This window comes from Evansella vedderi (genome assembly GCF_030813435.1).
Taxonomy (GTDB): domain Bacteria; phylum Bacillota; class Bacilli; order Bacillales; family Salisediminibacteriaceae; genus Evansella; species Evansella vedderi.
Genome location: NZ_JAUSUG010000003.1, coordinates 56914 through 75351, shown reverse-complemented (window position 1 = coordinate 75351; position 18438 = coordinate 56914). Strand labels below are relative to the sequence as shown.

At 37.5% G+C, this 18438-nt stretch carries 24 protein-coding genes; 19 read left to right on the top strand and 5 right to left on the bottom strand.

The genetic code is table 11. The annotated features are described in order from the left end of the window. The first annotated feature begins 106 nt into the window (after window positions 1-106). The 14 genes from yneA (at window position 107) to J2S74_RS04705 (ending at window position 12646) form a co-directional block, all read left to right on the top strand. On the top strand, window positions 107-427 hold the full coding sequence (yneA, locus tag J2S74_RS04770; RefSeq protein WP_307322508.1) for a cell division suppressor protein YneA: 321 nt from the start codon (window positions 107-109) through the stop codon (window positions 425-427). A gap of 362 nt (window positions 428-789) precedes the next feature. Beyond that, window positions 790-1026, top strand: coding sequence for a DUF896 domain-containing protein (locus J2S74_RS04765; RefSeq protein ID WP_307322506.1), 237 nt, complete (start codon window positions 790-792; stop codon window positions 1024-1026). Window positions 1027-1580: 554 nt separating this feature from the next. Next, window positions 1581-3578 carry a transketolase gene (tkt, locus tag J2S74_RS04760; RefSeq protein ID WP_307322502.1) on the top strand — a complete coding sequence of 666 codons (1998 nt, stop codon included), beginning with the start codon at window positions 1581-1583 and terminating at the stop codon, window positions 3576-3578. A gap of 307 nt (window positions 3579-3885) precedes the next feature. After that, the gene (gene sirA / locus J2S74_RS04755; RefSeq protein ID WP_307322499.1) at window positions 3886-4335 is read left to right on the top strand and encodes a sporulation inhibitor of replication protein SirA; all 450 of its coding nucleotides are present in this window, start codon (window positions 3886-3888) and stop codon (window positions 4333-4335) included. Between the two features lie 125 nt (window positions 4336-4460). Continuing rightward, window positions 4461-4673 (top strand): YneF family protein, encoded by a 213-nt coding sequence (locus J2S74_RS04750; protein ID WP_370875959.1) that lies wholly within the window; start codon window positions 4461-4463, stop codon window positions 4671-4673. Between the two features lie 124 nt (window positions 4674-4797). Further along, on the top strand, window positions 4798-5862 hold the full coding sequence (gene mnmH / locus J2S74_RS04745) for a tRNA 2-selenouridine(34) synthase MnmH (RefSeq protein WP_307322496.1): 1065 nt from the start codon (window positions 4798-4800) through the stop codon (window positions 5860-5862). Between the two features lie 86 nt (window positions 5863-5948). Further along, entirely contained in the window at window positions 5949-7706 is a 1758-nt protein-coding gene (locus J2S74_RS04740; RefSeq protein WP_307322495.1) for an ABC transporter transmembrane domain-containing protein, read from the top strand. Then, window positions 7703-9505, top strand: coding sequence for an ABC transporter ATP-binding protein (locus J2S74_RS04735; protein ID WP_307322492.1), 1803 nt, complete (start codon window positions 7703-7705; stop codon window positions 9503-9505). Before J2S74_RS04740 ends, J2S74_RS04735 begins: the two co-directional genes overlap by 4 nt. Window positions 9506-9546: 41 nt before the next feature. Then, entirely contained in the window at window positions 9547-9984 is a 438-nt protein-coding gene (locus tag J2S74_RS04730) for an SRPBCC family protein (protein WP_307322488.1), read from the top strand. 237 nt (window positions 9985-10221) lie between these two features. Then, window positions 10222-10497 carry a metal-sensing transcriptional repressor gene (locus J2S74_RS04725; RefSeq protein ID WP_307323157.1) on the top strand — a complete coding sequence of 92 codons (276 nt, stop codon included), beginning with the start codon at window positions 10222-10224 and terminating at the stop codon, window positions 10495-10497. Window positions 10498-10567: 70 nt separating this feature from the next. Continuing rightward, window positions 10568-10777, top strand: a complete 210-nt coding sequence (gene copZ, locus J2S74_RS04720; protein ID WP_307322487.1) for a copper chaperone CopZ — start codon at window positions 10568-10570, stop codon at window positions 10775-10777. An 86-nt stretch (window positions 10778-10863) separates the two neighbouring features. After that, a complete protein-coding gene (locus tag J2S74_RS04715) occupies window positions 10864-11427 on the top strand; it encodes a TlpA family protein disulfide reductase (RefSeq protein ID WP_307322484.1) in 564 nt (187 codons plus the stop codon). Beyond that, complete coding sequence (locus J2S74_RS04710) at window positions 11427-12041, top strand: hypothetical protein (RefSeq protein WP_307322482.1); 615 nt, start codon at window positions 11427-11429, stop codon at window positions 12039-12041. The genes J2S74_RS04715 and J2S74_RS04710 overlap by 1 nt, the downstream gene beginning before the upstream one ends. 80 nt (window positions 12042-12121) lie before the next feature. Beyond that, window positions 12122-12646, top strand: a complete 525-nt coding sequence (locus J2S74_RS04705) for a CcdC family protein (protein ID WP_307322480.1) — start codon at window positions 12122-12124, stop codon at window positions 12644-12646. Between the two features lie 140 nt (window positions 12647-12786). Here J2S74_RS04705 and J2S74_RS04700 read toward each other — a convergent pair whose 3' ends face one another. Together J2S74_RS04700 and J2S74_RS04695 are read right to left on the bottom strand one after the other, a co-directional pair. After that, a complete protein-coding gene (locus tag J2S74_RS04700; protein ID WP_307322477.1) occupies window positions 12787-13218 on the bottom strand; it encodes a DUF2621 family protein in 432 nt (143 codons plus the stop codon). A gap of 183 nt (window positions 13219-13401) precedes the next feature. Beyond that, window positions 13402-13659, bottom strand: a complete 258-nt coding sequence (locus tag J2S74_RS04695; RefSeq protein ID WP_307322474.1) for a DUF2524 family protein — start codon at window positions 13657-13659, stop codon at window positions 13402-13404. A gap of 186 nt (window positions 13660-13845) precedes the next feature. Between J2S74_RS04695 and J2S74_RS04690 the strand changes: the two genes are divergently transcribed. After that, window positions 13846-14004 (top strand): hypothetical protein, encoded by a 159-nt coding sequence (locus J2S74_RS04690; protein WP_307322473.1) that lies wholly within the window; start codon window positions 13846-13848, stop codon window positions 14002-14004. 479 nt (window positions 14005-14483) lie between these two features. On the opposite strand, the gene J2S74_RS04685 is transcribed toward J2S74_RS04690, so the two are convergent. Together J2S74_RS04685 and J2S74_RS04680 are read right to left on the bottom strand one after the other, a co-directional pair. Further along, entirely contained in the window at window positions 14484-15008 is a 525-nt protein-coding gene (locus J2S74_RS04685; protein WP_307322470.1) for a DUF3189 family protein, read from the bottom strand. Between the two features lie 56 nt (window positions 15009-15064). Then, complete coding sequence (locus J2S74_RS04680) at window positions 15065-15547, bottom strand: YqeG family HAD IIIA-type phosphatase (protein ID WP_307322468.1); 483 nt, start codon at window positions 15545-15547, stop codon at window positions 15065-15067. A gap of 248 nt (window positions 15548-15795) precedes the next feature. On the opposite strand from J2S74_RS04680, the gene J2S74_RS04675 reads away from it, so the two are divergent. From J2S74_RS04675 to J2S74_RS04665, 3 genes are all read left to right on the top strand, one after another. Continuing rightward, a complete protein-coding gene (locus J2S74_RS04675) occupies window positions 15796-15984 on the top strand; it encodes a hypothetical protein (RefSeq protein ID WP_307322466.1) in 189 nt (62 codons plus the stop codon). A gap of 86 nt (window positions 15985-16070) precedes the next feature. Then, a complete protein-coding gene (locus J2S74_RS04670; protein ID WP_307322463.1) occupies window positions 16071-16334 on the top strand; it encodes a DUF1292 domain-containing protein in 264 nt (87 codons plus the stop codon). Window positions 16335-16564: 230 nt separating this feature from the next. Further along, window positions 16565-17170, top strand: coding sequence for an Hsp20/alpha crystallin family protein (locus tag J2S74_RS04665; RefSeq protein ID WP_307322459.1), 606 nt, complete (start codon window positions 16565-16567; stop codon window positions 17168-17170). Between the two features lie 390 nt (window positions 17171-17560). Here J2S74_RS04665 and J2S74_RS04660 read toward each other — a convergent pair whose 3' ends face one another. Next, the gene (locus J2S74_RS04660) at window positions 17561-18070 is read right to left on the bottom strand and encodes a hypothetical protein (protein WP_307322457.1); all 510 of its coding nucleotides are present in this window, start codon (window positions 18068-18070) and stop codon (window positions 17561-17563) included. Window positions 18071-18202: 132 nt separating this feature from the next. Here J2S74_RS04660 and J2S74_RS04655 point away from each other — a divergent pair, with 132 nt between their 5' ends. After that, window positions 18203-18427, top strand: coding sequence for a hypothetical protein (locus tag J2S74_RS04655; RefSeq protein WP_307322454.1), 225 nt, complete (start codon window positions 18203-18205; stop codon window positions 18425-18427). Window positions 18428-18438: the final 11 nt, after the last annotated feature.

The window sequence follows — 18438 nt, the reverse complement described above, 5'->3', positions numbered from 1 at the left end:
TGTACTAGGAAACGGTGCAAACATTCGTTCTACAAAAACATTGACACGAACTAATGTTCTTGTTAGACTGATTTTAGAACATACATTCTGTTAGGGGAGATAAATGATGAGTTTTATTTTAAATAAAGTAAAGAAGAGTGCAGATGCATCCATTTTTATATTAATATTGTCGGCGGGATTATTTTTTTGGACATCAACAGCTGCAGGAGAACCTAAGGAAATGAAAGAATACATAACGTCTGAATGGACAGTAACTCAAGGGGAATCTTTGTGGAGCATTGCGACAAGCAATGGTATAGGGAGTGACATGTCAACAGAGCAGATGGTCCACTGGATCAAAACTTATAATAACCTCACTAATGAAACTATTTATCCTGGGCAAAAAATCCATATACCTGTAGTATTAGATACATTTGCATCCAATTAAATCCGCTATTTTATTAACGTATAGGCTACCGAGAAGATACGAATCAGATTTGTAATTCGCTGTGGTCCATTCCAAGTAGAGTAAAATTTTCATTTCCATGGGGGCCCTGTTAAAGAACAGTGTTGAATTTGAAATAGTGTTAATTGAAGCGGGGGATGCGAAACTCCGGTGAGAAAAGTAACAGTGCTCTTAATGGGACGAGTAATCGCAGTAGTATCCTGAAGGGACAATCAACATTAAATTTTTAACAGAGATAACCGATAAGGATTCTATATAAGAAGTGACTTCCGAAGTGAAAACTTGAAAGATTTACATCAGTTGGGTACCATAAGGGATAATGATAGTACACACGGAGGTATGTTATGCTTAGTAACGAAAAGCTTCAACGAATAAATGAACTGGCTGCTAAATCGAAAAAAGAAGGTCTTTCCTTAAAAGAACAAAAGGAACAAAAGGATCTTCGGGAAGCGTATTTAAAAAATGTAAGAAAATCACTGAAAAATCAATTGAAGTCAGTAAAAGTAGTTGATAAGGAAGGTAATGATGTAACCCCAGCAAAATTGAAAGAAGAAAAGGAAAGAAATCCGTTCCAACACTAATAATGGAGTAAAAAAAGCTGCTGACTAACCTGTAGCTTTTTTTATTTATCCTTACTACTTCATTAACTTAAGCTATTTTCGTAAACTTTGTTGTTTTTTTAGAGCTTGTTGAAGGGAAAGGCGGCGATATCAGCGACAAGCAAAGCTTCCTGAATTCGCTACGAGTTGTCTCGGAGCATCATCGTTTACGATGACTATTTGATTCAGCTTCGGAGCAATACTCACAGAGGAAGAGACATGGCCCGAGGGGACTGAAGCGTTGCCCGCGGAACAAGGACGCGGGCTGCCTTTAGGTATAATTGTTCCGCTTGTAGCTTATCCAAGCCAACTATTTTATTATAAAAACAACAATCTTTTACAGCTTTAACTTAAATTAGATTAATTTAAAGTAGGCTGGTTACAATATGTTAAGATAAAATAGTTTTTTTCATTAAATTACATTAATTTGTGAGAAACGTATGAAACGTAGGATAAACTATTGTTTTGCAAGGTAAGAAGGTATATGATAAACACAGAGGTCAGACAACTACTTGTAAGGAAGGATGAAAGAATTTATGGGAATTAATATTCATGATCTATCAATAGCAACCATCAGAACATTATCAATTGATGCAATTGAAAAGGCAAATTCGGGTCACCCGGGAATGCCAATGGGGTCTGCACCAATGGCATATAAGCTATTTACAGACTTTATGAATCATAACCCTAAGAATCCAGATTGGTTTAACCGTGATCGATTCGTATTATCTGCGGGACATGGCTCCATGCTCTTATACAGTTTATTACATCTTCATGGTTATAATGTTTCAATTGAAGATTTAAAAGAGTTTAGACAATGGGGGAGTAAAACTCCAGGACACCCGGAATATGGACATACACCTGGAGTAGATGCAACAACAGGACCACTTGGCCAGGGGATTGCGATGGCTGTTGGGATGGCAATGGCGGAGCGTCACTTAGCAGCAACGTATAATCGTGACCAATATAACATTGTTGACCATTATACATACAGTATTTGTGGGGATGGAGACTTAATGGAAGGTGTTTCTGCTGAAGCAGCTTCATTAGCAGGTCATTTAAAGTTAGGACGATTGATCGTACTTTATGATTCCAATGATATTTCACTAGATGGTGATTTACATCGCTCCTTCTCTGAAAGTGTGGAAGATCGTTTCAAAGCTTACGGTTGGCAAGTGATCCGTGTTGAGGATGGAAACGACCTTGAGGAAATTGGCCGTGCAATTGAGGCGGCAAAGGCTGATGACAGACCATCTATGATTGAAGTAAAGACTACAATTGGTTATGGTTCCCCTAATAGAGCAGGAACATCCGAGTCTCACGGGAAACCACTTGGTGAAGAAGAAGCTCAATTAACGAAGGAATATTATAACTGGACCTTTGAGGAAGACTTCCATGTACCTGAGGAAGTTGCTGAGCATTATCAGAAGCTTGCTGACGAGGGAATTCAAAAGGAACAGAAATGGAACGAACTATTTGAGGCCTATCAACAAGCCTATCCGGAATTAGCACAACAGTTAACAGCTGCAATTAACGGAGAATTACCTTCTGGATATGACCAAGGACTTCCTGTTTATGAAACAACAGATAAATTAGCAACGAGACAATCTGCTGGAGAAACCTTAAATGCATTGGCTAAAAATGTGAAATCAATGTTTGGTGGATCTGCTGATTTGGCTTCATCCAATAACACAATGTTAAAAGGAGAAGAGGATTTCACTAGGGAAAATTACGCTGGTAGAAATGTATGGTTTGGAGTTCGAGAATTTGCCATGGCAGCAGCTGGAAATGGAATGGCTCTCCATGGGGGATTAAAACCGTATGTAGCCACATTCTTTGTTTTCTCTGATTATCTCCGTCCAGCGGTACGTTTATCAGCATTAATGCAGATACCAGTAACTTATGTATTTACACATGACAGCATAGCTGTAGGAGAAGACGGACCGACACATGAACCAGTAGAACAACTTCCTGCTTTAAGGGCAATGCCTGGTCTATCTCTCATTCGCCCTGGGGATGGAAACGAAGCGGTTGCTGCATGGAAGCTGGCAGTAGAAAGTACAGATCAACCAACCGCATTAGTCCTTACACGTCAAGGTCTACCAACAATAGAAGGTACAAAAGAAAAGGCATACGATGGTGTTAAGAAAGGGGCATATGTTATTTCTGAAGCTAACGGAAATCCAGATGGGTTGCTCCTTGCATCAGGTTCGGAGGTTTCTTTAGCTGTCGAGGCTCAAAAAGCCCTTGAAAAAGAAGGAATCCATGTTGCAGTTATTAGTATGCCAAGCTGGGATCGCTTTGAAAAGCAATCTCAAGAATATAAAGACTCTGTTCTTCCAAAGAATATAAAGGTACGACTAGGAATTGAGATGGCTAATCCATTAGGTTGGGAGCGTTACACGGGAGATCAAGGGGCTGTATTAGGAATTGATGGTTTTGGAGCTTCTGCACCAGGTGAACGTATCCTTAAGGAATATGGTTTTACTGTTGAAAATGTGGTAGCTAATTTTAAACAATTGTTAAATAAGTAAGAATGAAAGAGGGTGACTCGTGGAGTCACCCTCTTTGAATAAGACTGTTTAAAAAAGATTGCTCCTTCGCCACTTGGTATGCTCCTGCGATTACTCATCGCATTAGACCATGTTGTTTTTGAGAGAATATAATGTGGCTTGGATACGCTACAGGCGGACGCTTTCCGTTTCTCCAAATTTTTAAATAAGCAAAACTCCAACCCTTAGCGACAAAATTAGTCATGGTTCATTGCATGAACTGACAATTCTTGTATAGCTTGTCCTATATAATAGGTAATGAGACAGGAAGCTTCGGGGGGTTGGAAATGTGAGAGAGTATGACATCTATATTATTCGGGAAGATATCGCAAATGACTACTATGGATTAGAAGGTAAACTGTTTCGTCTGTTTGATGAGAATAGATTCGCCAAAGGAGAACTAAAGAATGTCACAGACAATCAAATTGATTTTATTATTGAACCGATAGATGTAATCCGTTTACAAAGAATGCTTCAAAAGAATCTTTCTGGCACTGTTGGTTATGAAATGGAAGATAATAAGCATTTTATACGTATGAAAGAAAAGAACAGTCAGGCTGGTCTATATATAGATGAAAACCATTTAACGTTATTTTCCGAGGGTACCCTTGATGCAGAGGCATGCTTTTTTGAAGTCCTGCGTCATTATCATCCGTTTTTTATCGCAATGGAATTTGACCAAAGGAGATATGGATGGCTCCGTCCAGTAAAATCGTTAGAAATTGTTCATCAATCCTAGACAAAATAACGCATTTTTTTGACTTTCCCTTTTATTGTACGGGTCAATACGTTATAATAAATGAGGTTATAACAAATAGTTAAGTTTTTCCGAGAGACAACATAGAGAGAAGGAGGGTCATTGTAATGTGGCCATACATTTTAACAGGCTTCCTAGCATTGCTTGCAGGAATTGCTATCGGTTTCTTTATTGCAAGACAATACATGATGAATTATATGAAGAAGAACCCACCAATTAATGAAAAAATGCTTCGCGTCATGATGATGCAAATGGGTATGAATCCGTCACAAAAGAAAATTACCCAAATGATGAAAGCAATGCAAAATAATATGAAATAAGTTAACACTCCACTACGGAGTGTTTTTTCATATTAAATAGAAGGCTCATTAAAGGAGAAGTGTTGATTGAAGCGAAAATCAGCATTCAAAGTTTAACAGATCTAAACGGAAGTAGGTGTTGATGATGGAGGTTACCTTTTCACTTCCAAAAATTAGTCATAAACAGTTTTCCTCAAACAAATATTATCTCATAGATGTTCGATCTCCAGGGGAATTTAAAGAATTTCATATTCCAGGCTCCATTCATCTCCCTCTATTTACCGATGATGAACGAAAAGCCATTGGTACTTTATATAAACAGGTATGTCCAGATTCTGCCAAGAAAGAAGGAGTAGCCATCTTTTCGAAGAAATTGCCAGCTTTTTATGTAGAGTGGCAGAAGCTAGAACGTGTTGCGGAAGGGAGAAAAGCTGTGGTGATGTGTGCCCGTGGAGGGATGAGGAGTGCTACTTTTGTATCCATGATGCAGACCCTTGGAATAAATGCATATCAGCTCTCCGGTGGAATACGTAGTTTTCGTGAAGAGGTAAGAACGCAACTGAACCATTTTGCCAACCTACAGTGGAAGGGTATCGTCCTTTCCGGAAATACTGGAACGGGAAAAACGAGATGGATAAGGGTGTTAAATGATAAAGGTTATCCTGTCCTTGATTTAGAAGGATTAGCCAATCATCGGGGGTCCATTTTTGGTCATATTGGACTGGGATCACAATCACAGAAACAGTTTGAGTATGATCTTGTCAAAACTTTAGAAACATATGAACAAAATGGGGTTGTGATTTTGGAGGCGGAAAGTAAACGGATTGGGTCGATTATCGTTCCTGAATTTTTACTGCAGTTAAAAAATCATTCCCAACATATTGAAATCAAAGATTCATTAGATAATAGAGTGAAGAGAATTATAGAGGATTATCATCCGGACAAACATCATGATGCATTTATTGCAGCCTTTAATCATTTAAAAAAGCGAATACCTTCATCCATTCGTCATATTGTTTCAGCGGCTTTCGAAAAGAAGGATTACGAATTAGCTTTTTCTCAATTACTACTGCACTATTATGATCCAATGTATCAGTATAAACGCCAGAAGTATACGAATGAAAATATAGATACATTAGATATTTCATGTTATAGCAATATAGAAGTTTTGCGGCTATTAGAGAATAAAGTGAAAGAAGCTATAAAATAAATATTTATTTTCTTTTCCGTCAATTCCTTTTCTGATATGATGAAATTGGTCTTTTTAAAGACACAAATAGGATAAGGGGCAGCACGATGAGAGTTTTTATCGATTTACTATGGTATTTTAAGAAAGAAAAGTGGAATTACGGCGGAGGAATATTCGTTCTTGCTTTAGTATCTTTTCTATCCTTATTACCTCCCTATGTGGTGGGGGTAATCGTCGACCATATAGACAGGAATACTTTAACAGAAGAAATACTTCTCCAATGGATGCTATTATTATTTGTTTTAGCAATTATCGTATATATATTACGCTATCTTTGGAGAATCTTAATTTTTGGTCCTGCCATTCGTTTAGCAAGACTATTGAGAAATGATCTTTATGAACATTTTTCAAAGATGTCTTCCTCTTTTTTTCAAAAAAGAAGAACAGGAGATTTAATGGCTCATGCTACCAATGATATTCGTGCTATTGAACAGACGGCAGGGGTAGGGGTTCTTACCTTAGTAGATTCTATTACAATGGGAAGCTTTGTCATTATCACAATGGCTGTTACTATCAGCTGGGAGCTTACATTAATTGCTTTAATTCCTATGCCATTTATGGCTATAGCGACAAGCAAATATGGCTCGATGCTACATAAGCGCTTTTCGAAAGCCCAAGCTGCATTTTCTTCTTTAAACGATAAGGTACAGGAAAGTATGTCCGGAATTCGTGTTACAAAAACGTTAGGGTACGAAGGGGAAGAGGTAGAAGCCTTTAAAAAGGAATCGGCTGATGTGGTAAAGAAAAATGTTCAGGTGGCAAAGGTTGACGCTCTATTCGATCCAACTATTGCTGTTATTGTCGGGTTTTCCTTCTTTTTATCTATCGTTTTTGGTGCTAGATATGTAGTAATAGAAGAATTAACGATAGGACAGTTGACTAGTTTTACAGTGTATCTTGGCTTATTAATATGGCCTATGCTCGCTTTTGGCTGGTTGTTTAATATTGTGGAGCGAGGTAGGGCCTCCTATGATCGTGTATCGGCTCTCCTTAAAGTAAAGCAAGATATTGTGGACAACCCAGAAGCAGTCAATGAAACTCCCAAAGGGGATTTAGAATTCCAAGTGAATGAATTTGTCTACAAAGAAGGAGAAAATCCAGCATTGAAGGATGTTTACTTTCAAATTAAGAGGGGGCAAACCCTTGGGATTGCTGGGAGAACGGGAAGCGGTAAAACAACACTATTAAAAGGCTTAATGCGTGATTTTAATATAAAAAATGGAAATATCTATTTGGATGGACGGGCCATCGACAATTATACGTTAGATGCATTGCGGTCTGCTATTGGTTATGTACCACAGGATCATTTCTTATTCTCAGCAACCATTGCAGATAATATTGCCTTTGCTAATCCTGATGCTAGTTACCAGGAAATCATTGATGCTGCCAAACTAGCATCCATTCACGACGATATTATCCGTTTTGATGAAGGCTATGAAACAATTGTAGGAGAACGAGGGGTCACCTTATCTGGTGGGCAAAAACAGCGCATTTCCATCGCCCGTGCTCTCCTTGCTAACCCAGAAATACTTATTTTAGACGACTCCTTATCTGCTGTTGATGCAAAAACGGAAGAGGAGATTCTACATGCTTTACGAGAGATAAGAAAAGGAAAGACCACCTTAATTACAGCCCATCGTTTAAGTGCAATTAAACATTCTGATCTTATTCTTGTATTAGATCAGGGAGAAGTGCTGGAGCGAGGAGACCATGATTCCTTAATGGACCAGGACGGCTGGTACCGACGTATGTATGAGCATCAACAATTGGAATCTCTAGTGGAGCGGGGAGGGAAATCATCATGATTGAAAGACATAAACATCTACTTATCCCTTTAGCTCAAGGACTAGTTTTTAAACGTTTAATACAATATGCCAAGCCACACTGGCAGTGGCTGCTCGTAGCCTTCCTTTTATTAGTGGGAGGTACGGCTTCTCAGTTAATTGGCCCGATTCTTATTCAGATATTTATTGATGATTATTTAACACCGAGAATATTTGAAGTACAAGCGCTGCTAATACTAGGAATAGGCTATATCGTTTTGCATATTGCTTCTGCAGTAATGAATTATTTCCAATCCTTACTGTTTCAGAAAACGGCGTTGGAAATAATCCAGGAGCTCCGTATTGATATTTTTTCAAAGGTGGAGCGTTTAGGATTATCCTTTTTTGATCAATTCCCTACAGGGGGACTTGTGTCAAGAATTACGAATGATACGGAGCAAGTAAAGGAATTATATGTTAGTGTAATGGCTGTTTTTGTCCAAAATATCATTTTCTTAATTGGTGTTTTTATTGCCATGTTCTATTTGAACGTTCAACTCGCTCTATTTTGTTTAGTTATTTTACCGATTATTATTGTAATCATGCAACTATATCGTCACTTTAGTTCCAAGTATTACTCAGAAATGAGCGAGAAGCTAAGTCAATTAAATGCAAGGTTAAATGAATCCATCCAAGGAATGGCTATCGTTCAGATTTTTAGACAGGAAAGAAGAATGAACCGTGAATTTCAAAAGACGAATCAAGAGCATCATGAAGCTTGGTTCAAAAGCATCAAGTTAGATGGGTTATTGTTACGTCCTGCTGTGGACTTTATTTCCATTATGGCTCTCGTTCTCGTTCTAAGTTATTTTGGAATTACCTCGTTAAATAGTCCTGTTGAAATTGGGGTATTATACGCTTTTGTGAATTATCTGGACCGCTTTTTTGAACCAGTGAACCAGATGATGCAGCGCCTTTCTATTTTTCAACAGGCGATTATCTCCGCTGGCCGTGTTTTCCGTTTGATGGATCACGATGAACTGGCTCCTGTAAAACAAGGAAGTGAGGAGCCTACAGTTAAATTCGGGGAAATTGAATTTAGAGATGTTACTTTTTCTTATGACGGGAAACAGGATGTTTTGAAAAATATTAGTTTTAAGGTTCGTCAAGGGGAAACGTTAGCCCTTGTTGGGCATACGGGAAGCGGGAAGAGCTCTATTATCAATTTATTGATGCGCTTCTATTCCATTAATAAAGGTCAAATCCTTATTGATGGTACTCCCATTGAACAATATAGCGACGAAGAGCTGCGCTCTAAACTAGGTCTTGTACTTCAGGATCCATTTCTATTTGTTGGAGACATTAAGCATAATATCCGTTTGTACGACCCGTCTATTACGGATGAGGATGTGGTGGAAGCAGCGAAGTTTGTTCATGCCCACGGATTTATTGAAAGATTACCAAAGGGTTATGAGACTCCAGTAGGAGAACGAGGATCAACTTTTTCCAGTGGGCAGCGCCAGCTTATTTCCTTTGCTAGAACGATGGCACGGAACCCGAAAATTCTTGTCTTAGATGAAGCAACTGCAAGTGTTGACACGGAAACAGAAACAGAAATACAAATTGCCCTAGAAAAAATGAGACGTGGCCGAACAACAATTGCCATTGCTCACCGATTATCCACCATTAAGGACGCTGATCAAATTCTAGTCCTTCATCAAGGGGAAATCGTAGAGCATGGAACACATGGAGAACTATTGGATCAAGAGGGACTATATCATAAAATGTATTTATTACAGCAAGGAGCAGAAAAGTTAGAGGAAATAACAGTAGAAGATTAAATAGTAGAAATGGAAGGCATTTATGAACGGAGGTTAAGCCAATGGCTGATTTACATGAAGAAACGATAATCGATAAACCCTTAAGTGACATTTATCCCTTTCTAGCCAATCCAGAGAATCGAACAGAAATTTTTACGAATGTAGTTAAAGTGGAGAAGCTGACAAACTCAGGTGGAGAGGCAGGCTCCCGTTATAAAGAGGTAAGACAACTTTCGCCGACCCGTAAAGTTGCCTCCGAATTAGAGATTTTGGAAGTAGTCCCAAATAAAAAAATTTCCTTTTTCACAGAATCTAACGCCTTAAAAGTAGAATATATTTATACATTTGAGGAAGTGGAAGAAGGGACAAAGGTTGTTTTTGAAGGAACTGTTCAAACAAACAGTCTCCGTACAAAAATCATGAGGCCCTTTCTTGTAAATATGGTAAGGAAGGAAGATGGAGATAATCTTCTAAGTGTGAAAAAAGCTTTAGACAGCTAATTATTTTGGTAAATATTACTTATAGGAAGCTCGCAATCAGTGTAAAAACGTTGCGGGCTTTGTTTAGAGGTGTTTGTCTGCCTGAATATCAACTTAATAAATGTGACATGTTTATCTTTTGGCTGGTATATTATTGACAAGAGATACGTACCAGGGGTATGGTATAATCAGATCAGAGGTGATAGATAATTGGATAATAAATTAAACATTCCATTAACAGAAATAACGAAACCGGGAATGATGAGAACAGATGAGGAAAAGCAAGAGCTTCTGAAAAGATTAAGACGTGTAGAGGGACAAGTAAGGGGTATCCAGCGAATGATAGAAGAGGATCGTTATTGTGTGGATATTTTAGTTCAATTATCTGCCATTAGCGCAGCCTTAAAAAAGGTTGGATTTCACTTGCTGGAAGACCATACACGGGGATGCGTCTCCAATGCGGTAGCAAATGGAGAAGGATCTGAAGCCATTGAGGAGCTTATGAAAGTTATTCAGCAATTTTCGAAGTCTTAATTATCATGTTTTACTTTATTTAGGTAAAGCGTAATAATATTTTTTACTAGTAGAAGGAGAGTGTTTTTGTATGAAAAAGGAAGTAATTAGAGTAGATGGAATGACTTGCAACCATTGTAAATCAACTGTGGAAGGTGCCCTTAAAAATGTAGCAGGTGTAACTTTAGCTGAAGTGAATTTAGATGAAAATAATGTTTCCGTTGAATTCGATGAATCAGCTGTGACTCTAGATAAACTTAAAGAAGAAATTGAAGAGCAAGGCTATGATGTAGTATCCTAATCTATAATATATACGCTGGTTTGTTCCAGCGTTTTTTTCATGTTTTTTCAGGCGTGAAAATGGATACTTTTTCGTGAGGGATTGAGATGTTAGTTAAACGAACTATTTCCATATTACTTATCATAACTATTGTATTTTTCCTATGGATGGGTCAAGAGCAACGGCGTTTTATGGAATACGGAAATGTAGAGATGCATGGGTTGCCACATATCGGTCATTTAGCACCGGATTTTACTTTAGATAACTTACTGACTCCTCATGAAACCATTCAGCTATCATCTACAATTAATAATAGTCAACAGGGGACAGTAATTTATTTTTGGACATCCTGGTGCCCCTTTTGCGCTTCATCTATGGAAGCTTTGCAAAGGGCCCATGCTACTTACGAAAATGAAATTACCTTTCTAGGGGTTAATGTTACGAGTCAGGATTCAAAGGAAGCTGCCGAACAGTTTATAAAGGACCATGATATTGAGTTTCTAAATGTATCTGATGTAAATGGGCGTGTATCTTCCGCCTACTTTGTCCCCCCAGTTCCTGCCACTCTTTTTATCGATAAGGAAGGTTTTATCGTCCATCGTAAGGTCGGGGCTCTAACATATCAAGAAATTACACAGACCATCAGCCAGCTTGGAAGGGGGAGCGAGTAATGCTTGAACCATTACATACATTTTCATTTGGCCCCTTAACAGTCACTATGGAAATGTTATTTTTCTTGCTAGGGACCGCTTTTGGATATGCTATTATTCATTACTATTTAAAACGTTTAAAAGTAAATGTAAGGGAAGAGTTCTTAGATTCTGTGTTAATGGGAATTGTTATTGGAGTTATTTTCTATAAATTTTGGCCGTTTCTATTGGAGCCAAGTTTGTTATTGGATTTGAGAAATATTCTTTATTTTGCAGGTGGTCCTTATGCTTCTTATGGGGCTATAGGCATTGGTTTTTTGTATTTAATTTTTCAAGGTTATCGAAAAAAATGGCCTTACCACTGCTGGGATAGTTTATTATTTGGAACGGTATCTATGTTGCTTTTTTATTCCCTGTGCGTTAAAGCTTATGGGGCGCCAACTCCTTTTTCTTTCGGTTTTACAGTAGAAAATACTGTTTACCACCCTGTAAATGTATATATGACTTGGCTTTATTTATTGCTATTGGGAGTTAGCATTTTTCTAGTTTCTCCTAAGGTAAAGTATGCAAGGACAGCCGTTTTATTAATAGGAATGGTGTTCATTCATCTTTTGGTTTCACCTTTTAGTATATAATTTGTCCTATGTTTTATTAATTAACAACACAATTGTGTTATAATTATTGCATAAGTTGATAAACAGAGGAGCGCACCCCTATGATAGGCATTTTTTTAAGTATTGTAGCAGTAATGATGGCATTATTAGCCCTATTCATTAGAATGAAGGCAATGAAAAAACCAGCAACAGTAAGAAAAATTATGATACCACCTTTAGCCATGTCTACAGGTTTTCTTATGTTTCTATATCCACCAGTAAGACCCTCAGCACTTGAACTTATTGAAGCATTTTCTGTTGGTCTATTATTTTCTATATTGTTGATTAAACTATCCTCTTTTGAAATCCGTGATAATAATATATATATGAAACGGTCAAAAGCATTCCCATTCATATTATTTGGATTATTGGCCGTACGTTTATTGGCAAAAACTATTTTGGGGATCCATTTTGAATACGAAGTATTAGCAGGAATGTTTTTTGTATTAGCGTTTGGAATGATTCTCCCATGGCGATTGGCCATGCTATACAAGTTTAAGCAAGTGGAAAAGGAATTTAAGCTAAAGCAGAATTCCAATGCTAATTGGAACTTCCAATCAGAAAACCCAACACCAAGGGAGAGTTGATCTCCTAGAGTGTTGGGTTTTATGTTTTGATTGGTTCTTTTCGGAACCTTTGTTGATTTTTAATAAGCTTGGAGAAGCGGAAGGCGGTGACTCCAGTATTGCCCGCGAAAAGCATCCGCCTGTAGCGTATCCAAACCATACTATTGCTGGAAATAAGCAGCATATTGATTCATGTCAATTTCTTTTTCTTTTAACTTCTTCTTTAGAAACTTATGATCTCGCTTAGGTGTGGCAGCAATATATCCTTTGATAATTAAGTCCTCGGTCATTCTCGTTGCATTTTCTTCTAAAGCTAGCTCACCAATTTTGCCGGCAATCTTTCCTTTAGCAACATCACGAAAAAGCTCTGGAACAGGCTCTAAGAGCTCGTCCAAAAATGCTTTATTTTCCTCTGTCCATAAATGTCTTGTTTCATTAATATAATGTTCCTGCCAGTCAAGTATGGACTTCCCATCCTCCTTTGGCAGCTTTTTGAGAAATTTACGAAACATAAAATAGCCGCCGATACCAATGATCACCGTCATAAATAGGGACCAAAGGACGATAAACCACATAAATAGATCGTTTGGCATCAGACATCACCTCTCCCTTATACCTGTTCTATATTGTACGACATTCTTTTGCATATGAAAAGGGAGAGAAGGTTTTTTTAAGGAATTGAGGTTTAAGATGAGGTTGTTGAAACGCGAGAATGGAGTGATGGAAGAAGTTGGCGTTTCAAACTCCTCTTGCTCACTAAATAAGATTAACTAATACTATATCCCTCTAGTCATTATTTCTTGGGTATAGTGTAAATACTCTCTAGCTTCCAAAAGATCCTCGCGCTGCTTTGGAGTTGCATTCGCTAAATAATCTCCCATATCCTCGTTCAACTGTTGCAACTGCTGCATTAAGTAGCTGTAATCTGTTGGGTCATTTTCCCTTACTATTTTAACTTCAGCTAGTTCCTTCTGAGCCTCGTTTATTGTTTCTTTTATTTTATTTATATACTGTTCCACTTGTTCATTAGTCATCAAATATCCCCCTAAATAGTATTCCTAAGTGTAAAGTTCCAAATTTCAACTATTCTTATACTTTCTAATACAAGTAAAGAAACTTAACAGGTGAGGTGATACCTTTGAGTTAGTCTATTTTTCTTTGTGACATTTCGCCCTTTTCCCTGCATATGATGGAATAAACATAAACGAGGGGGTATGTTGATGGATTTTTGTAAGGAGTGTGGTCAGCCTGCTGTTTTAATTACTCATATCCGTGACAATGGTCGAGAATGCCAAACCTGTGGAGCTTGGTATTGCCCCAGTTGTACGATTTCCCTTATTAACATTGGAGACATTTGCCCCTATTGTGAGAACAGTTAACTTTTTGGTTTTTTTCGACAGATTTTTGTTTAATTATCTCGAAGGAGTGAGAGGCGGCGACTCCAGCGACGAGCCAGGGCTTCTAGAGTTGGCTACGAGTTGTCTCGAAGAATGCGCTACGAAGCAATGCTTGTAGAGGAAGAGACAGGTATAACTGCTGAAGACCCCGCAGTGAGCTGTTTTTGCGAACGAAGGAGGCTAAAGCGTTGCCCGCGTAACCAGGACGGTGACATTACGCCGTTGCCCACAAGCGGGACCTGAATGCTTCCTTGAATAGTTTGCGTCGAGTAATCGCAGAAGCAGGACGTGGGCTGTCTTTAGGCGTAATTGATCCGCCTGTAACGGAGTCGAGCAATAATCATATTATCAAAGCAATGATCTATTAGAAAACAGCCACTATTTCTTAACGAACTAATTTTTAATTTATTCCAAAAATAAAAACCAAAAATGACCCAAAGGGGATCCTTTGGGTCATCTTTCTAACTAAATGTTTTATTTACTTCAAGGTCTTTATTATCAAGTACTTCTACGAGGTTCATTTGTGTTTTCCCTAACTTTTTTGTCCGTTCCACCAGGCTGATAATATTTCCGTACGTTTGCTTTGCCCCCTTTACTAAGAGGGGTACTCCGATGAAATCAATATGTAGCCTTCTTGAGAAAAGGCCACCAAATGTCATTGCCAATGGAACAGTAGGGGAAGCGTTGGAGAAAATCACCTTGTCCTTCAGTTTTTCATTGCCATTCATCATCGTAAGAAGGTTCGTCAATGCTGGCATTACCACTTTAGAGTTGCTTCGTCCGAAGGTATAAACCTTATCTCCATTTTCGTCCATCCCGTGATAAATTATCCTTCCCATATCTTTGGGTGTCAGCTTGTTGAAAATATCGATGCCTAATATTTCCTCCTTCGTAGGAAGGCGGTCTTTCGGAAGTTTGTTTAAATGATAAGCAGCTGCTAATGCAGAGGAATGGGTACCTGCATAGCAATTGTAAATATAAATCATTCGCAACCTCCTATTAGTTTTTAATGGCAATATTTCCATTGTTAAATGGATACAAATTACCACCGGTTTCTAATAAGTGTTTCAAACTTTCGCTTGATTGATACATTCCAAGGCTCGTGTTCCGGTTCTACGGGATGTACAAGGACGGTCTTCATCCCTAAACGCTTCCCGCACCACACATCTGTAAAGAGTTGATCACCTAAAAATATACTTGTTTCAGGAACTGCTCCTACCTCTTTCATTATCCCTTTAATTTTACTAATTGCAGGTTTATTGGCCATACCATACCCCTTAATTCCATATGGTTCGGTAAACTTGTCTACTCTTCCTTGACTGTTATTGGAAAGGATAACGAGTTGAATATTGTGTTGGTGGAGGCGATCTAACCATTCTTCAAATTGTACGGAACCTTGTTGGTTATGGGCTGCCAGTGTACTGTCCAAATCAGAAAAAATATGGGTTATTCTATTGTTATCTAACCATGTCATTGTAATATCGGAAAAATGCTCGAACAAAAAATCAGGCTTGAAATAACTCATAATGAATATATAATCTCCTTTTTTTCTTAGTTTGTACGTAATTGATAAAAAAATGAACGGTGCAACGATAATTTATATCTCCACACTGTCTAATATTTTCATTGTAGGAGAAATGAGGTATTTTTTACAGTTACTTTTTTATATTTCTTGTTAAAATCTCTTGATATTTTCATTTAATTTGTTCTTTGCTTATATTATACACATACATTTAAAAGTGTCACATATAAGTAAAAAAAGGGTTAAAAGGGGTGAGAACCGTTAAATTTTTAGCACTAGTTCTAGGGTTAGCTGTTTTTACTTTTTTAAGTAATAGGTATAGGGATAATTTCACGGAAGCACATTCCTTTAGTAAATTTCATAAACATGGGGAAAAAACAACATTAGAAAAGAAGTCAATGGATGGAAACATAGGTAATTTTGTGGATAGTGGTGAATAGACAAAAATTAAAGTTCAGTTAGACAATTATTTACCTTCATCAATGGGAATGGTATGTGTAAATACTTATTTATGGGGTGAAAAAAATTGTCTAACAAGGAATATTTAGATAATAAAATAATTATTAAAGATGATAGCGGCTATGAAAAAGAATTCCATGTGGAAGCAATGTTTAAAATGGATGGAGAGTCCTATGCCATTGTAACTGGTGATACAGAGACCTTATTAATGAGGATCGAAGACGAGGGAGATGAGCAGTACCTAGTGGGTATTAATGACCCTGAAGAGAGGGATGCCATCCTTAGTGCTTACGAAATAGCGATGAATACAAATAAGATGGAAAGTGACTAATACAAAAAAATAGTATAACAGAGAAAAACACCTTGAATTTCAGGTATTCGAGGTGTTTTTTTATATGGAGGGAGTAGATCATGGGGACGAAGGATTTACGCGAACTTTTCAATGAAGAAAGCATAGTATGATTGAAGGGAAAACGGTTTATCCGATTTCAAAAATACTCCAAATACGTGCTCCTTCCATATTTTTTCATTGCAATCAACCTAGTGAAAGGGGGGAATTGCTTGGACTGGAACAACTTTGATCCACTTAAGTATTTTATGCCTAAGATAGATGAAAGAAATAATATGGTAAACGGAATTGATAAATATGTCCAAAATATGTTAAATCAATATTTAAATGGGCTAGGGAATGTACAAACGGATGAAACAAATTCAACGACAGAAGATCCAAATGAAAATCCACAACCTAATGAGGCTCCTCCTACAAATAATAGCGAAAACCAAAATAATAATGGACCAGCTTTTCTTCCAAATCTTAATTCTAACCAAGGAGGTCCAACCAATCCTCAAGCTCAAGCAAATCCATCTAGTATGGAAAATTCTCCTCAAAGAACCCCCCCCCAATCGAGGGTGATTGAACTACATGGATTTATTATTATTCAAATATTAATTCCGAAACATATCGATATTAATGATATTAATGTAGAGCATGATGCCACAAGGATTGTTGTCAGCGGGTTTCCATCAGGGGAACCATTTGAAATAAAACTACCAAACTTGGTGCGAAGTAAAGGTGGGAAGGCTATCTTTAAGAAAAATATTCTCGAAATTAGATTAGTGAAACATGAAGATGACCATTTACACCCCATACCCATACGGAGGAAGTGACATAACTTAAAGTTCAAGGCTAGTCGGAGACTGGCTTTTTTTATGGTTTAGAAAATTATATTTTTCACTCTTGTGGAAAAGTTTATTTATTATTAATCACGTCTAGCTTCAGCGCCTTCTCGCTCGAGGTTAAATGATCTGCCCGATTAAAAGTAAAAAGCACTTTTTATCGGGGCAGATGCATTTGCTGGTCGCTCGTGGACAAGGCGCATTGCACTTTTGTTCTTTTGGAAAAGAATTTTTTAGCAAATGTTGTTACTTTAAAAAAACTTGGAGAAGCGTCACCAGTAGCGTATCCAAGACAATATTCTCCTCAAAGCAATCTTTTAGAAATTAGCATTGAAAAAAATAAAACGAGCTTGCTTAAGCTCGCGGCTATACCAAATGTGATTATTCAAATACTAGTGGTACTTCTTGGTATTGGATATTTAACTCTTTAGGGATATTTATTTCTAAAATATTATTTTTCACTACAGACATGGCTCCATCCGTTTTGCCGATGACAGGCAATTCGATAATTTGAGGTCCTAAACTTTCAATCCCGTCTATTCTAATCCTATTAGCAGCATGATATATTTTTAGTTGATTGGGATGGATAGGGTGGGGAAGTAAGACTTTAACAATGATATTGTAATGGCCTTCAAATACTTCTTTTTGAAGGGGCGGTGGGGGTTGATTAGGGTTTGTTGACTGAGACTGATGCTGGTTTGGATTGCCACCCCGTTGGTCCATGTTTGGCATGGACTGGGATAAAACACTTTGAATGTATTCTTCAATCCATTGTGGGTCCTTGGATGAAGATCCGAAAAAAGGATTTCCCATAAATCCTTTATTTTTAAAAATATTTTGGAATTGGTCCCAATCTATTTTCCCTGGAACAAATTTATCCTTACCAACCATTCTTTATCCCCCTTTCTTTAAAAATCGATGAATGTACTTACATACTTAAAGCTTGCAAGATTCCTTCACTGATTCATATTAAGAATGACTTCAAAATAGAATATGAATAAAAAAGAAATTAGGTGATTGTAAATGGGTACCAAAATATCGTTTAAAAGTTTAAGTATAAACCAAGTTTCCAGTTCTTCAGGGGTCTTTTCTGGAAGAAATAAACATATCGGGTGGAAAAGCTCATCGAAACTAAATGAAGGGTTTGGAAAGATTGACGGGCAGGATAATATTGTGGAAAACAACTATAACATTACCTTTGACCCGGATTATATTGATGTATATCAACCGCAACGAAAAAAGGAATAATCAAAATTTGA

What these genes read in the sequence shown, in the direction of transcription:
- J2S74_RS04705 (WP_307322480.1), top strand. Translation starts at nt 12,122, where the DNA reads ATGATAGGCATTTTTTTAAGTATTGTAGCAGTAATGATGGCATTATTA.
- J2S74_RS04710 (WP_307322482.1), top strand. Translation starts at nt 11,427, where the DNA reads ATGCTTGAACCATTACATACATTTTCATTTGGCCCCTTAACAGTCACT.
- yneA (WP_307322508.1), top strand. Translation starts at nt 107, where the DNA reads ATGAGTTTTATTTTAAATAAAGTAAAGAAGAGTGCAGATGCATCCATT.
- J2S74_RS04660 (WP_307322457.1), bottom strand. Translation starts at nt 18,070, where the DNA reads ATGGTTGGTAAGGATAAATTTGTTCCAGGGAAAATAGATTGGGACCAA.
- tkt (WP_307322502.1), top strand. Translation starts at nt 1,581, where the DNA reads ATGGGAATTAATATTCATGATCTATCAATAGCAACCATCAGAACATTA.
- J2S74_RS04680 (WP_307322468.1), bottom strand. Translation starts at nt 15,547, where the DNA reads ATGAGTTATTTCAAGCCTGATTTTTTGTTCGAGCATTTTTCCGATATT.
- copZ (WP_307322487.1), top strand. Translation starts at nt 10,568, where the DNA reads ATGAAAAAGGAAGTAATTAGAGTAGATGGAATGACTTGCAACCATTGT.
- J2S74_RS04730 (WP_307322488.1), top strand. Translation starts at nt 9,547, where the DNA reads ATGGCTGATTTACATGAAGAAACGATAATCGATAAACCCTTAAGTGAC.
- mnmH (WP_307322496.1), top strand. Translation starts at nt 4,798, where the DNA reads ATGGAGGTTACCTTTTCACTTCCAAAAATTAGTCATAAACAGTTTTCC.
- J2S74_RS04765 (WP_307322506.1), top strand. Translation starts at nt 790, where the DNA reads ATGCTTAGTAACGAAAAGCTTCAACGAATAAATGAACTGGCTGCTAAA.
- J2S74_RS04655 (WP_307322454.1), top strand. Translation starts at nt 18,203, where the DNA reads ATGGGTACCAAAATATCGTTTAAAAGTTTAAGTATAAACCAAGTTTCC.
- J2S74_RS04690 (WP_307322473.1), top strand. Translation starts at nt 13,846, where the DNA reads ATGGATTTTTGTAAGGAGTGTGGTCAGCCTGCTGTTTTAATTACTCAT.
- J2S74_RS04735 (WP_307322492.1), top strand. Translation starts at nt 7,703, where the DNA reads ATGATTGAAAGACATAAACATCTACTTATCCCTTTAGCTCAAGGACTA.
- J2S74_RS04725 (WP_307323157.1), top strand. Translation starts at nt 10,222, where the DNA reads ATGATGAGAACAGATGAGGAAAAGCAAGAGCTTCTGAAAAGATTAAGA.
- J2S74_RS04750 (WP_370875959.1), top strand. Translation starts at nt 4,461, where the DNA reads ATGTGGCCATACATTTTAACAGGCTTCCTAGCATTGCTTGCAGGAATT.
- J2S74_RS04695 (WP_307322474.1), bottom strand. Translation starts at nt 13,659, where the DNA reads ATGACTAATGAACAAGTGGAACAGTATATAAATAAAATAAAAGAAACA.
- J2S74_RS04685 (WP_307322470.1), bottom strand. Translation starts at nt 15,008, where the DNA reads ATGATTTATATTTACAATTGCTATGCAGGTACCCATTCCTCTGCATTA.
- J2S74_RS04700 (WP_307322477.1), bottom strand. Translation starts at nt 13,218, where the DNA reads ATGCCAAACGATCTATTTATGTGGTTTATCGTCCTTTGGTCCCTATTT.
- J2S74_RS04715 (WP_307322484.1), top strand. Translation starts at nt 10,864, where the DNA reads ATGTTAGTTAAACGAACTATTTCCATATTACTTATCATAACTATTGTA.
- J2S74_RS04740 (WP_307322495.1), top strand. Translation starts at nt 5,949, where the DNA reads ATGAGAGTTTTTATCGATTTACTATGGTATTTTAAGAAAGAAAAGTGG.